The following is a 14,125-nucleotide window of genomic DNA, read 5'->3' on the forward strand; positions in this document are numbered from 1 at the left end:
TAAACTATTTACGGCGATCTTGCATCCATTGCACTTGCTGTGGCGTTAATAACGCATAGAATTCATGCGTTGTCTTTGCTCTCTTAACCTCTAGAGTTTGCATCAGATCACCACGCTTTTCCGACAGATCTGCGACTTGATCAACATAATCCTTGTCTACCGGATTTAACTGCATCATAGGTTTACGCAGCTTTTGCAGGTCCTCAATCACCTCTTGACGATCTTCTCTGGCCTCGGCGAATAGCTTTCCAGCTTTCTTCTTGGTGTTTTCATCAAGTTTTAACTCAGTCGCCATACGGTCTAGCGCCTGCTCAGAGTAAGGATCCATTGTCTTTACTGGCGCTTGAGCAGAACCCGCCGCAAAAGATGTTGACGCCATGGTTACTGCTGCCGCAGCAACCAGAGCCAAAGTTGATTTCTTGTAACGCTTCGCATTAAAAGTGGTCATACCACACCTCGCTGTTCGTTATTGGTGATTTCATTATCACCCTTTAACTGTCAGTGTGTGTCAGATATGAGAAATGCCACTGTAAAGAAATCAAACAGAATGGTCACCTCACTTGCATATATGAGGTAGGTCAGCGATACACGCCTGTAAAGTTAGTAAAACTCGTCGCTTGCTTTCGTTTCAACCATCATTCCATTAAATAGTGAAATAAGTAGGGCTGAGATTCGTTCATGCATGATAACTGTATGACAGTTGCCGCACTCCTGCATGTGATGACGTAGTTCATCTCGAACAGATTTAATACCTGTGACATCGATTAAAATGTCAATCTGAGAACTATCTTCTAATAAGTCATACATATTTGTTGTGACTAAAATATTATGCTCTTTTGCAAGCAGGATCCCTGGAGCTTGTGGATTAGTATCGGCAACACCCACGATATCTACGAATTCCGCTTTAAAAAGCCGATCTAATAGCTCTAAGCCTGCATTTCCTGCACCAACGACTGCGACCTTGAATTGGTTCTGGCTCATTTCTTATCCTTAACAATTGGTGAACAACAATCTTTCACGTTACGCCTCAGGAAATTACTTGACCAGTTTGAAAGTTGAGTTGGGGTGATAACTTGTTAAAACTTTGCTACAGGTCACAGATTAAGTGTTTAGAGGTAACGCCCCCTCAACGCCATCTTATCAGAGCTTCTTCCAATTGAGTTACATTGACAGGTTTCGCTATGAAGTCACACATCCCAACCTCCTTACAATGCTTTTTGTCTTCTTCAAAGGCATTTGCAGTGAGCGCTATAATGGGTACAGAGAGGTAACTTTCCATCTTTTTAATTTCTAACGTTGCCTGAAGACCATCCTTGATCGGCATTTGGATATCCATAAAAATTAAGTCAAACAGATGGGCGTTACATTGCTCAATCGCCTGCTCACCATCTTCTACCAACACAATTGAGCCTACATTTAGCTTATTTAAAAGTCCCTTTATAACAATTTGATTTGTCTTATTATCTTCGGCCACTAAAATATTTAAGTGTGAGAAATCATGAGTTTCATCATCAAGAGTTAGCATTTTTTCTTCATCAATAGACGCTTCAATCTCAGCTATTTCTGCTTGCATAGAAAAATAAAAATTCGCCCCTTTCCCTAGTTTACTTTCGACATTGAGCTCACTATCCATTAAATAAAGTAATTTACTACTAATAGTTAGACCCAGCCCTGTCCCGCCAAATTTTCTAGTAACGGAAGTGTCTGCTTGGGTAAATGCTTCAAATAGTTTATCTAGAGCCTGAGATTCTATACCGATCCCAGTATCAGAAACACTGAAATCTAAACGCAGCGTTTTATCAGATTGTTTAGTTGCTTTGACGTTGATACAAATAGCGCCATCACTGGTAAACTTAATGGCATTACCAATTAAGTTCATAAGAACCTGTTTTAATCTTGTCTCATCTCCCAAGAAAACAATGTTTTCAGCCTCTGGAATAATATTCAACTGAAGCTTAATACCTTTTGAAACAGCTTGGCCTCTAAACAATAGCTCTAAAGACTTCATCATTGTATTTAAGTTAACCGGACTGTTCTCTAGTTCAACCTTATCCGCTTCTATTTTACTTAAATCTAAAATGTCATTAATTATTACAAGCAGGCTTTCACCTGAAGACTTAATAATATCTAACATTTCCTTTTGATCGGTTGACAGCTTTGTTTCATAAAGCTGTGAGGCCATACCTAAAATACCATTCATAGGAGTCCGAATCTCATGACTCATATTCGCTAAAAATTCGGATTTAACTTTCGAAGTATGCTCCGCAGCCTTTTTCTGTTTTTCGAGATCTATACTCATATCTCGAAAACGGCTAGCCGCTTCCGCCAACACACCAAGCTCATCTCGCCTATCGGTCTGGTTGATTGTTGCTGTTAGGTCATTGCTGAGAAATCGTCTAAAGCTATGTGTTAGCTGAACAATAGCTTTTGTGAGATGAACATGGAAAAACCAAACCAGCATTAAAAGGTAAATCACAATTGCCAAACTGAGAAGATTTAAGATGATCGCGGTAGTCGCAATACTCTCGACACCTACTTTCTTAATACTATTCAGACGCTCAAGGGAGAGTTCCCTCAGTGCATTAGCCAATGTGCCAAACTCATTTGCATCACCAGCCATCACTACATTCATAAGATTTAGATAGTTTCGATTAATCTGAATACTTTTTGCAAAGGATGTTTGATATTCTTTTGCCAGTTGGTGAAGCTTTATATTGGATTTGATTTCATTAATATTTTTTCCTGCCAATCTATTTAGAATAGCATTAACTGCTCTTCTTTTACTGTAATCCTTCTTCGTTAAAAACTGCCACGCACTACGATGCAATGTATGCCAATCATTATTCTCTTCGAGTATTGCCAACTTTGTCTCGGGAATATCAGAGTCTTTTTCTAGTGTAGAGAGTTCTTGAATAGCGGCTTGATAAATTGACTCTAACTCACCATCAATCATCTCTTCTCTTGACTTATAAAGGACAGACAGCATATTCAAATTGCTTCCTATCCTGTCAAGTAAACCCACCATCTTATTAATATAATCGTATTCTTTGGCTGACACATTTTCTTGATCCAGTGCATCCAACCTAAGCTGAATATCTTTAAAATTATCTGTTATTTTATCAAATACTGCATCGCTTCCCGACAAGCTGTAAACAGAGATATCTCGCTGCATCTCAATAACGTCTTTATTAATCCGTATTACCACTGTGGAATATGTGCTGATATCTGCGACATTACTCATCGCATCGTCAATGGTATTCAGACGTTGAGCCATTACGATATAACTTACTACAAGCGTAATAACGACTAAACTGAAAGCTAATATGATTTTTGCAACGATTGAACGAGCAATAAAATGCACTACACTTCCCCTAAGCGTTTAGCAATTCATACCATTTATCTAAACTATAATCATAGTTCTGCATCACGGTATTCCACACGGCAATATTCGACAAACGCGTGACATAGCTACCTCCATGCCTTAAGTCTCCGGCTTTAACAGAAACATTGCCATCGGTACCCTTTAAGTCCACCGCCGCTTCTTTTCCATCGTACCAATAATCCCATTCTGCCTGAGACATTAGCGCCCTACTACGTTGAGGATTAGAAATGTAATAACCCTGGCGCGCAATAAAGGCACCCGGATACCCAGATAGCCACCAATTCATATAATCGTATGCGGCCTCTTTGACATCCTCACTAACGTTGGCAGACATGCACATGACCCCGTGCCAGGCTCGATAACCCTCTTTCGGCGCAGCATAAACAACGGGGATACCTTGTCCATTGCACGCACTGACGGCAGGAGAAAACATGCTTTGGATATTGACCCGTCCTGTTTTCATAAACTCAACGGATTGGGGAACAGATGACCAAAAACCTGAGAAATGTCCTTGTCGTTTTTTAGCGAGCAAGATGTCAAACAATTGGTCTATTTCCGTGATGGACATATTCCCTATATCCTTAAAGGACATTAGACCTTGTGCTTGAGCCGCTAAAGCCACATCAAAAATCCCAATGGTTGGTGCATTAACCAGACCAACCTTGCCTTTATTTCGTTCATCTAACAACCATGCCCAAGACTCAGTCTCATAGGCCACACCTTTTGAAATATGTTGGGTATTATAGCCAAACGAATCTACATTATGGACATAAGGCATAAAACTTAACTGGCCTGTCGGATTAGCCCCTAACGATCCATCAGGCTGTACATAGATAATTTTATTGGGTGCATCACCAGCCCCGATTAAAGAGCTATCGGTTAATTTACCAGTTTTCGTTAGGTTATTTATCTCATGCCAATATCTAAGACGATCAGTCTCTAATGGCTGGATAGAACCCGCTTGCCATAGAATATTTATTGAATCCGACCAATGTTCATATAAATCAAATGAACTTGGGGCTGAGGCCGCTTTTTGTAATAACGCCGCATCACCCATCGGGCTAAACTCAAGGTTAATTCCGAGCTCCTTCATAGCCCGTTGCCTAAGCTCTTCTTGTAGGGTGACATGTGTTCCCATCACCCTTAAAGTGACCACCTTCTTTGAATATACAAATGGAGCTTTTAAGGCTACGGTCGAGGCCGCGGCTCCGACCCCCAAGGTTTTCAAAAAGCCTCGACGATCCAGTAAATCACCCATAATTGCTTGTCCTATCCAAGTTTTCTTCTTCATTATAGATAGGATCATAGAAACCGCTAGCAGCGACACCTTAGTCAACGTCAGTAACAGTCTCTTTTGTCGTATTGGCAATTACGCACTATGCGTTGACTTTAATGAGAGACGTTTTCATTCGCGACGACTAAAAATATCATGCTCAACATTAGACTGTTTAATTTGGACAATATAAAACACTTCTTGGCTGTAGTGAGTAATGCTCAATCTTCTAATATAACCAGCTTCATATTTTATTGATTACGCTAACTTTCTTGCATTTGAAATATAGGTAGACAAGCAAGGTTTATTTTGAAAGAATCGGCCAATTTTCAACCAAGCATACAAAAGATAATACTTCATTGATGAAGTAAAGATTTGAATTTAATTGATATTTTATATGAAAAAGTTTTCAAAATTACATCAACAGATATTTTCAATCACAACAGCACTTGCTTTACTGACAATCTTGATTATCAGTGTTTGTATTGCCTCTCTTTTGTATACCCAAGGAATAGATAATGCGGAATCCGTGCTGCGCAATAAAAACAGATCGGTAAATGCCCTAATAGAAGGTTATGTTGCACCTTTACGCAAAGCGGTTGAGTACACTGGCAGCTCTGCCTCAGGGGTAGATCACAGTCGTTTTCAAGAACCAGAAACTCAAACAAAAATACAAAGTTTGTATAAAATACTGCAAAACACCATTCCAAATATACATTACATCTTTTCTGGCTATGAAGATGGCTCTTTGCTAATAAACAACTACACACCACCCTCAGACTATAATGCTGTCGAGAGACCGTGGTATCAAGCTGCTATAAAATCGAATCCCATGATTTCGGACGGTGTGCCTTATCAGGATATTAACTCTAAAAAATGGCTGGTATCGTTTGGAAAAACACTTATAAACCCAGAAGGTAAAGTGGTAGGCGTTATTTCAATCGATGCTGGTATGGATGCTATTGTCGAAGCGTTAGCCGTTGAAGATGAGAAGTATCCGACCATCTATAATTTCGTCATGAATACCGAAGGCAAAATACTGATACACCCTAACGAAACGCTTCCCGACACACTACACCGAGAAATTATTTCCCACATTCCAAATGAAATGAATGCATCTGGTAGCCTTTCTTACCAAGATGGAGACCAAAAAAAGCTCGCTCACTATAATCGAATTGATAAGTTAGGTTGGATTGTTGTAACCGAGGTCAACCTCACGGATATTCGAGAACCCATCGTCAAAACGATCACAACCACCTTATTGACTATTGTTTTAGGTTCACTGCTTACGACTTGGTTGATGAGTTATATATTAAGTAGACATCTAATTGTACCTTTAAAGAAGCTACAGCATAGAGTTCAAGAAATCACTGAAGGCAAGGATAGCCAAGGCAAATATGTCTTCCCAAATAATGAAATAGGCAAGATTTCAGAAGCCATCGAAAAACTTACTGAGAAAGCGTTGTTTCAAAAGAACATAGAGTTAAAAGATAAAAACTTATTACTCAGCTCTATCTCACATACTGATCAGCTAACGGCAATAGCAAACCGTCGCAAAATGATGGAAGTGCTTCAAAAAGAAGTTAGCAACTACCAAAAAACTCGCCAGCCTTTCTGCGTACTCATGTTTGATATCGACCATTTTAAACGTGTTAATGACACGTATGGCCATGAAGTGGGTGACCAGGTCTTAGTAAAACTGGCAAAAGTAGTCAAAGCAACGATACGTAATACCGATACTATAGGCAGATGGGGAGGAGAAGAATTTGTCATCGTCTGCCCTCACACATATCAGCAAGTGGCTTTATCGATGGCAAGCAATATATTTTCCGCAATCCATAAGCATACATTCCCTATGGATATAGATGTAACGGTTAGCCTAGGTTTATCAGAGTTTAACGATCACCATTCGTTAGAAAGCATCTTGGTTGAAATCGATAAGAAAATGTATCTCGCAAAACAGAACGGAAGAAATCGCATTCAACCGTGATCTATGCTGAATCTAGCAAAAGTCGCATGGCGGCTAAGACAAATTGACCTTTCTGATCATCGGCTCAGTCCTATTTTATTGACTGAGCCTTTATAGCCATCCATCCTTAGACCACGCAACGATCTTGGCGTATTTAGCCTTTATTAGTACCCGCATTATTCGAGCGAGCATTTCGCTTTTGTTTCTTACGCGCATTTTTCTCGGTGACGATTTTGATCGCTTCATCTTTGGTTAAATGCGGATGTTTAGCCGTCAACTCTTCAACTCTTTTTTCAAAGTTTGTCATTGGTAACTCTCATATATTGAAATATAGGTGCCCTATTCGGCGCAGCTGCATCTTAGCAAGACATGCGCATCAATACTCTAGAAATAATCAACTTGCTCGATATTTTCAGCATCGGCACAAGTAATCACACACAACGGTGTTACCTACCTTCAAAAGTCCGTAGAATCCAGCCCCTTAATTCCACCTAGCTGACAAACGAAATAAGACAGAAATAAGAGATGGTAAACATGACAGAACACACCCCAGTGATTGCGACACATAACGGCAACTTTCATGCAGACGACGTATTTGCTGTGGCAGCACTCAAGACCATTTACCCATCTGCGAAAGTAATACGAACACGTAACCTAGATGTGCTATATCAAGCCGATATCGTGTTGGATGTGGGTGGCGTATACGATGCCGACAAAGGCCGTTTCGACCACCACCAACGCGGCGGTGCTGGTGCACGTGACAACGGCATTCCGTTTTCATCGTTTGGCTTGATGTGGCAGAAATACGGCCTTCAAATCTGCGCTGGCAATCAAGAAGTCACTGATGCGGTAGATAAAAACCTCGTCTCTGTCATCGATGCCATCGACTGCGGGCATGTCGACGGTCCACTCACAGGTGTCAGCCTGAGTCAAACCATCTCCATGTTTAACCCAACCTGGGAAGAACACAGCGATTTCGATGCCTGCTTTGAAGAAGCCGTAACCTTTGCTTCACGGGTACTGGCGCGATTTATCGCCTCGGCCAATGGTGGCGTTAATGCCAAATCCATTGTCCTTGAAGCCATTGAAAACGCCAACGATTCTAGAGTCATAGTGTTAGAGCAATTTACCCCTTGGAAGACCACCGTTCTTAACACATCAGAAGACGCCTTATTTATGATCTACCCATCGCAAACTGGCGAATGGCGCATTCAAACCGTCCCAGTTGAGCTAGGTTCGTTTGAAGATCGCAAAAAACTGCCTGCCGCGTGGGCGGGATTGTCTGGTAAAGAACTGCAAGCAGTGACCGGATTAGATGATGCCATGTTCTGTCATAACGGCTTGTTTATCGCAGGTTGCGCGTCGTTTGAGAACACCATGAAAATGGCCGAGATGGCGTTAGCGGAATAAAGCGTTGATAAAAAAGATCGATGCTTAACACATCGATCTTTTAAGCCACAATACTTCATTGAGCCGACCGAATCGCGGGGATAATATCTTGGCTCAACATTTGATGCAGTGAGTCACGATACCCTGTACGGCCAGAAGGCAAATTTTCCTGCGAAGTAATGGCGACCGTGAGCTCCAATTCCGGCAATACATAAATCATCTGACCGCCATAGCCCCAACCGTAATAGCCCTGTACACCCGCAAAAGGCTGGATAAACCAGCCGTAGCCATAAAGACCACGATGGAAGCGAGACTGAGTTCTTGGCGTCCAACTTTGCTCTATCCAGTCTTCGGAAAGCATTCGTTTACCGTCTTTTGTGACTCCGCCGCGGCGGTACAACTCACCAAAGGCTAATAACGACGCGGGCGTCATGCCCACTTGATTGCCGCCCATTGGAATCCCTTGAGGATCCGTCTCCCAACTTTCGATGCGCACGCCAGAGCCCTGTAACCAGTCATTGGCAAGCTGATAAGTAGGTCGTCCACTTTCTCGCATCATGATGGCCGAGAGCACATGAGTATTGCCGGTGGAATATTGCATCGCACCGCCTACCTCTTCCACAAAAGGTCGCGACAGCGCATTCTTCACCCAATTATCACTGGCGACCCAAGCGCCATAATTACGACCAGAGGTACGCTCCAATCCAGACTGCATAGAGAGTAAATGCCCAATGGTAATCTCTTTTAAACGAGGATCAGGATTTTGCGGCAGTTGATCAGGCAATAAGGATGAAACTGATTGATCCGCCCCCTCCAGCACACCACGATCAATGGCCATGCCAACGATCGCCGACATCAAGGATTTCGAGGCCGACTTAATGTTGGTCACCGCATCCTTATCCGCATTGTTATAAGCCTTAGACCAAACCAGCTCGCCCTGATACGCCACTTGAACGGTCTTGATATTTGAAAAACCTTCAGCGGTTTTGTCCATCGCACTCAAATCTATGGTGCTTGCCTGTGAGGCTGCAGCGACAGAGGTGATATACGCAGAAAAGGAGCAGAGAATTAGTGTCTTACATATAGGTAATTTTGATAAAAGAGAAAGCATAAAAGATAAATCATCCGTTGAATGGAGTGAGTCTCTCTAATTAATGACAAGTAGTTAGAGAAAAAGTGCCTTGAAGGGTATGGATTGATGGGGGTGGCGAGGGATTTTTTGGGGGCTGATTGAGCATAAAAAAGCCAGTTCTGGTAGAACTGGCTAGTGAGTTACTAAGCACTCTTTAAGATGAGTGGCTTATTAAGAGCTCTCCATCGGTGCAGGATCACTATTCATACGTGAGACATATTTTTTATGATACATCCTTGCGCACGAGTGGATATCGGTAAAATCGGATTCTCAAGCTGACGGGGTTCGATGGTAATAATTCTTTCGTAATCTCTCTTGTTGTTTAACACTCGCAACACAAGACTTTAAATTAAGAAAACTATCCACTGGACTTCACACATTTCCATATCAGTGTCCTTTGTAGTAAGGAATTAAAGGGGGAAACTCTTTACTATCAGGTTGCATATGCCTAGATTTATGCGACTTGACGTATTCCTCTGGTGGAGGAAAGTACTCTTTATCGATCACTATAATCTGGGTGCCATCTAACTCTTCAGCAGCCAGCTCATAAATTAGATTTATAAAGCCCTCGAATACTTCTCTATTTTCTCTTTCACTGATGTTTTTCATCGGAGAATCAATAATCAACAAGGACGGCAAAACTGTATTCTTTGTAGATTTAGCCAAGCAATGGACCGCTAATGCAAAACAGCTTTTATAGATAGTCTTCTTACCACCGCTACTCAAGTTAGCAAATGATGTAACTGCTAGATCGCCAATGCGAGAGTCCAACACATCCGGTAGAAAATCTGGAGACTTGATTGAAACCAAATCATCCTGCTTTATACCTGGGAAATTTGATCTTAATAACATTTCCAAGAATATATGTTCCAGTTTATCTAGATTCTTTGTATCCTTTTCAGCCTGTTCTCTAACCTTCTTCAGCTCTTCATTGCGCTCCTTAATCTCTGGAGTTAAAGCGCTTGCCTCTGACTGAAGCAAATTAACTTTAGTAGGAAGCTCCTGTAACTTCCTCAAGCCATCTATCTTTTCCTTTATAGATATAAGCTTTGTTTCCGTATCAAGAACTGTCGACAGATAAACTGAATCGTACTCACTCAACAGCTTTGTCAACCTTTCATCGATATCAGATTTCCTACGAACATATTCATTCTTCTTCCTTTCCAGCTTCGAGACTTGCTCCTTATGATCCTTTACAGCTGCAGATAGTTCTTTAATTCTTGAGTCCGCATCCTTATCTAGAATTTCACTATTATCACCTGGATCCCCTTCACAACAATCCTCTTGACCACACACAACACAGGTCCCAGAAGGTCTCTCTGGAAGACTCCTAAAACAAGATGGACAAGATGCATAAGAAACACTCAACAGGGCAAGTCTTGCAGAAGAATCCCTTTTAACTTTTAGCTTAAGCATTTGAATTTCGTTCAAATGCCTTGAGTCCCTTGCAATGAGCTCTTTCACATCCCGTATTGCAAGATCAAGACTCTCAATTTCATAGAATATTGCCCTAGCATCATTTTTAAGATTATCAACAGCATGTTTATTTTCTGTCTTCTTAATTTTTGACTTGAGACCCTTTACAACATCAACAAGCTCAGTCTCTTTGAGCTTTAGACTCTCAATTTCATTATGAATATCCTCATAAGAATTTATTGAAGATTCGTTGAGAACATCCCTAAGGGTACTTGCTGCCGTATTGAGGGACCTTCTCTTATCTCTAAGATCGGTCAATACCTCCTCAAGCTCCGAAACTTTTTCTTGGTGGAAACCAATTATAAATCTAAGAACATCCCGACTAGCCAGACGCTTCCAATTATTGGCACTAGAGCCAAGATGAAAAAAGTCACTATCTATTTCGTCTTGGTCAAGATAGCAATACCAAAGTAGATTCCTAATGCTTAGCCTTTGTAAATCAGAGTTCTCTTTAATTTTACTTCTTCTAACTTTTGGAGGAATCATTCCCGACATATAAAATAAAAAATCAGAAAGATTTTCAATGCCACTATTAGGAATAACCTCTTCACCAGCATCAATTGGAACGACAAGCTTATAGTTTTCTTTATCTATAGAATAGGATGCTATGACGCTCGAAGCATCTCGCGGTCTTAACAAGGTCAACTTATTATCATTAACAGAAAGAAAAAGATTTACAGAAACAAACTCTTGCTGAAGAGCAGGCGAATATTCAAAATCACCTCCAAAGCAATAATCTATCAAACGCGCGATGCTCGTTTTACCCGCACCCATCTTCCCGTAAAAATAGGAAGTATCAGAGAATTCAATAACTTCTTCAGACTGCTTCAATCTCAAAACGAGTTTATTCAAATAGATCTTCATAGCTCTATTTCATCCCCCCAGCGCATATTATTTAACTCTGGAAACGTTTCATAAATAAATCCCATCAGCTTTGTCGCAGAAAACCCACCAAATGTTTTGACAACAGCAGTTGCTCGAAGATATTGATCTTTATAAACTTCCGAATCATAAAGATCTTCCACAAATTTTTGACCCAAATCGGTAGATTCTACTATCACAGTCCTTCCCTCTGTATAAACATCTAAAAGCCCTTTGGCCTTCAACAAACTTATCCATCGTCGATAACGACCATCCCATGGTCCATATCTAAATCGAATCATCTTCGATTCAATGGTAAATTTCTCATGATCTTTAATTTCTACATCAAATTGAGAAAGAGACTTCCCTTCTTTTTCAATAGCTATATTTAGGCAATTCGGATAACGCAGTAAGAAATCCATCTTGGCAAGCTTAGTAATTCCCTTAATTTTCCTTTTTCCCTTCCATTTACCAGATATTGCAACCAACATTAGCACTCGCATCATATGCAAATCGTCTGACAACTCTGCCTGAGCTGCTTTTCTTGCAAGAAGTAAGCTCATTTCTCTTCATCCATGTCAAATTCTTCTGACCACCAAAGCTTGCAAGCCCCTGTCAACAACCCCGCTACACCTATTAGACAATCAGAACTCTGGGAAGAAACTTGGGCCGGATTGTGATTAGATAAATATTCTAGCTTTTTTCTTGCCGACCTAAACGCTTCAACACCATCTATTGCCTGACCATTAGTTGCATCAAGTATCGCATCTGAACAAACTGAAAGAACACTACCCTCCACCTGATCTAACATTGACTGAAACTCTTCAGGATTTTTGATGGCTTCTTCTAAGAAAATCCCTTCAGTAGACAGCGCACGTCTTTTAAGAGACTCATACTGTGAACTAAGCCCTGCACGCTTTACTTTTCTTCTTAAAATCTCCATATCTCGAATTGAAGAACCAAGTTCAAGTTCAGCACTATTTTCGAAGTACATAAAAACATCTTTAGGCGCACTGCTAATAAATTCAGAAAAACTCTCAAGATCAATCTTCTTGCTTAATACGCGAGGATCATATTTTTTTTCGTCTACCATGCAGAATATATGCTTGTGAGTATCTTCTATACTTAATGAAGAAGCTTTGAATATTTTATGAAGAAATTCATCTCTAACACGATTGATATAAGTCAGCCCCCTATCCTTGATAGCAGAAATAGATAGAAGATGTGTTACGGACAACTCAAGCTCAAAATTTTCTAGAGGAGGACCTACTACGAGACTTGTTTTTTGGATAACTCTTATAAGAATTGAGCCCTCTAACCCGACAGATTTAATAAGAACTTCAAACCTCTTCTTAAACTCTCCATCAAGCTCTTCTCCAGTTTTTAGGCTTTTGATTTTTCTAAAGAAATTAATTGGACTTAACGCCTTTTCTTCTTCCTTTGTGGATGTTTGTGTTTCTCGATATGGACAATTTGAAACAAAGAAAAATCTATCAGTTGAATCTCCATATTCAGCCTCAAATTCACAAAACCTTTTAATGCTTTTTACAAGAGCCTCGTCACTCATCTTCCACTTTCCCAGAGTGGGCTCTCGCGTTTTAACCTGATAGAAATTGAATTTTCCGTTATTTTTCTCTAAGAGAATATCTTCAAGATGCTCAAACCATAATGACTTGCAGTCAATTTCCTTCTTCTCAGCTTCACAGAATAAAATTAACCCATAACCATGCTGGTAACGAACGCGGAGTTGCATATCGTCTCCAGGGTCTGACAAATCATACGTTTGTGTTAGTAACTTACTCATTAAGAGAAACCTCTAATTTTGAAAAGCACTCACTAGACTTATGTAGCCGATAAATATGTATGCCTATCCAGTTAGAAAAAAAGACGCCATCTTATGTTATACATTTTTGATAGCTAAATTGGGGCTGCAGGCTTGCTCTTAAACCTAAGAAGTATGTAGCAGAGCTAGGCAGAGAATTACAATCAGCTTTTTTGATAATCGTCCTTACATAGGTCAATGGAGGCAACCTTTTCACTGATTGGTGAGAGAGCTTCAATCCATTGACGCTTTGTTGACATGCTATCACAGCACTCTAAATGTACCCATATTCTTGGAGCAACATAAAAATGCAAAAATAGGAGTTATTAGCAATATCCCATGTGTTTGATTCGCGCTGACGTTCGAAGGGAGGAACGACCTGAGGTTTGCGCAAGCGAATTGAATACATGGAATGGTGATGTAAAGTGGTTTCAGTGTGCCGAAGAGGAGACCTAGTAACCTAGAACTATCTCCTAGATTGCTGATTGTTCCCTCGCGCAGCGAGGTCCTACAAGAGCGCAAAGCTATCGCTTTGGTCGCGGAACGGAGTCCGCTCGTACGAGGTCTGCTGGGATCTTATTAGCAACATTCCATTTGTTTGATTCGCGCTGACGCGTCGAGGTAAGAAGACAATGCGCAAGCGAATTGAATACATGGGGTGGGGCCGAAAAGTGGTTTCAGAGTGCCGAATCTGAGATTTAGTAACCTCGAATTATCGCCTAGTTTGCTGGTTGTTCCCTCGCGCAGCGAGGTCCTACAAGAGTGCAGAGCTATCGCTTTGGTCGCGGAACGGAGTCCGCTCGTACGAGGTCTGCTGGGAT

The 14,125-nt window shown here is 40.9% G+C and carries 11 protein-coding genes; 2 read left to right on the top strand and 9 right to left on the bottom strand.

Annotated features, from left to right (window positions below; all coding sequences use genetic code 11):
- Positions 1–4 precede the first annotated feature (4 nt).
- The 4 genes from JHD44_RS02375 to JHD44_RS02390 all read right to left on the bottom strand — a co-directional run bounded on the left by JHD44_RS02375 (position 5) and on the right by JHD44_RS02390 (position 4,640).
- Positions 5–448, bottom strand: coding sequence for a Spy/CpxP family protein refolding chaperone (locus JHD44_RS02375; RefSeq protein WP_199460716.1), 444 nt, complete (start codon positions 446–448; stop codon positions 5–7).
- Between the two features lie 152 nt (positions 449–600).
- Complete coding sequence (locus JHD44_RS02380) at positions 601–981, bottom strand: hypothetical protein (RefSeq protein WP_199460717.1); 381 nt, start codon at positions 979–981, stop codon at positions 601–603.
- A gap of 145 nt (positions 982–1,126) precedes the next feature.
- Complete coding sequence (locus JHD44_RS19030; RefSeq protein ID WP_199460719.1) at positions 1,127–3,361, bottom strand: hybrid sensor histidine kinase/response regulator; 2,235 nt, start codon at positions 3,359–3,361, stop codon at positions 1,127–1,129.
- A 10-nt stretch (positions 3,362–3,371) separates the two neighbouring features.
- A complete protein-coding gene (locus JHD44_RS02390; protein ID WP_199460721.1) occupies positions 3,372–4,640 on the bottom strand; it encodes an ABC transporter substrate-binding protein in 1,269 nt (422 codons plus the stop codon).
- Between the two features lie 412 nt (positions 4,641–5,052).
- Here JHD44_RS02390 and JHD44_RS02395 point away from each other — a divergent pair, with 412 nt between their 5' ends.
- Entirely contained in the window at positions 5,053–6,645 is a 1,593-nt protein-coding gene (locus JHD44_RS02395) for a sensor domain-containing diguanylate cyclase (protein WP_199460723.1), read from the top strand.
- A 133-nt stretch (positions 6,646–6,778) separates the two neighbouring features.
- Here JHD44_RS02395 and JHD44_RS02400 read toward each other — a convergent pair whose 3' ends face one another.
- On the bottom strand, positions 6,779–6,931 hold the full coding sequence (locus JHD44_RS02400) for a hypothetical protein (protein ID WP_199460725.1): 153 nt from the start codon (positions 6,929–6,931) through the stop codon (positions 6,779–6,781).
- 227 nt (positions 6,932–7,158) lie between these two features.
- Here JHD44_RS02400 and JHD44_RS02405 point away from each other — a divergent pair, with 227 nt between their 5' ends.
- Positions 7,159–8,034, top strand: coding sequence for an MYG1 family protein (locus tag JHD44_RS02405; protein WP_199460727.1), 876 nt, complete (start codon positions 7,159–7,161; stop codon positions 8,032–8,034).
- Between the two features lie 55 nt (positions 8,035–8,089).
- Here JHD44_RS02405 and JHD44_RS02410 read toward each other — a convergent pair whose 3' ends face one another.
- The 4 genes from JHD44_RS02410 to JHD44_RS02425 form a co-directional block, all read right to left on the bottom strand.
- Positions 8,090–9,007 (bottom strand): serine hydrolase domain-containing protein, encoded by a 918-nt coding sequence (locus JHD44_RS02410; RefSeq protein WP_233401639.1) that lies wholly within the window; start codon positions 9,005–9,007, stop codon positions 8,090–8,092.
- 525 nt (positions 9,008–9,532) lie between these two features.
- Entirely contained in the window at positions 9,533–11,485 is a 1,953-nt protein-coding gene (locus tag JHD44_RS02415) for an AAA family ATPase (protein WP_199460731.1), read from the bottom strand.
- The gene (locus JHD44_RS02420; RefSeq protein WP_199460733.1) at positions 11,482–12,045 is read right to left on the bottom strand and encodes a hypothetical protein; all 564 of its coding nucleotides are present in this window, start codon (positions 12,043–12,045) and stop codon (positions 11,482–11,484) included. Before JHD44_RS02420 ends, JHD44_RS02415 begins: the two co-directional genes overlap by 4 nt.
- Entirely contained in the window at positions 12,042–13,286 is a 1,245-nt protein-coding gene (locus tag JHD44_RS02425; protein ID WP_199460735.1) for a dsDNA nuclease domain-containing protein, read from the bottom strand. The genes JHD44_RS02420 and JHD44_RS02425 overlap by 4 nt, the downstream gene beginning before the upstream one ends.
- Positions 13,287–14,125 lie beyond the last annotated feature (839 nt).

This window comes from Marinomonas ostreistagni (assembly GCF_016461785.1).
Classification (GTDB): Bacteria; Pseudomonadota; Gammaproteobacteria; order Pseudomonadales; family Marinomonadaceae; genus Marinomonas; species Marinomonas ostreistagni_A.

What these genes read in the sequence shown, in the direction of transcription:
- JHD44_RS02405 (WP_199460727.1), top strand. Translation starts at nt 7,159, where the DNA reads ATGACAGAACACACCCCAGTGATTGCGACACATAACGGCAACTTTCAT.
- JHD44_RS02395 (WP_199460723.1), top strand. Translation starts at nt 5,053, where the DNA reads ATGAAAAAGTTTTCAAAATTACATCAACAGATATTTTCAATCACAACA.
- JHD44_RS02415 (WP_199460731.1), bottom strand. Translation starts at nt 11,485, where the DNA reads ATGAAGATCTATTTGAATAAACTCGTTTTGAGATTGAAGCAGTCTGAA.
- JHD44_RS02425 (WP_199460735.1), bottom strand. Translation starts at nt 13,286, where the DNA reads ATGAGTAAGTTACTAACACAAACGTATGATTTGTCAGACCCTGGAGAC.
- JHD44_RS02400 (WP_199460725.1), bottom strand. Translation starts at nt 6,931, where the DNA reads ATGACAAACTTTGAAAAAAGAGTTGAAGAGTTGACGGCTAAACATCCG.
- JHD44_RS02420 (WP_199460733.1), bottom strand. Translation starts at nt 12,045, where the DNA reads ATGAGCTTACTTCTTGCAAGAAAAGCAGCTCAGGCAGAGTTGTCAGAC.
- JHD44_RS02375 (WP_199460716.1), bottom strand. Translation starts at nt 448, where the DNA reads ATGACCACTTTTAATGCGAAGCGTTACAAGAAATCAACTTTGGCTCTG.
- JHD44_RS02410 (WP_233401639.1), bottom strand. Translation starts at nt 9,007, where the DNA reads ATGGACAAAACCGCTGAAGGTTTTTCAAATATCAAGACCGTTCAAGTG.
- JHD44_RS02390 (WP_199460721.1), bottom strand. Translation starts at nt 4,640, where the DNA reads ATGGGTGATTTACTGGATCGTCGAGGCTTTTTGAAAACCTTGGGGGTC.
- JHD44_RS02380 (WP_199460717.1), bottom strand. Translation starts at nt 981, where the DNA reads ATGAGCCAGAACCAATTCAAGGTCGCAGTCGTTGGTGCAGGAAATGCA.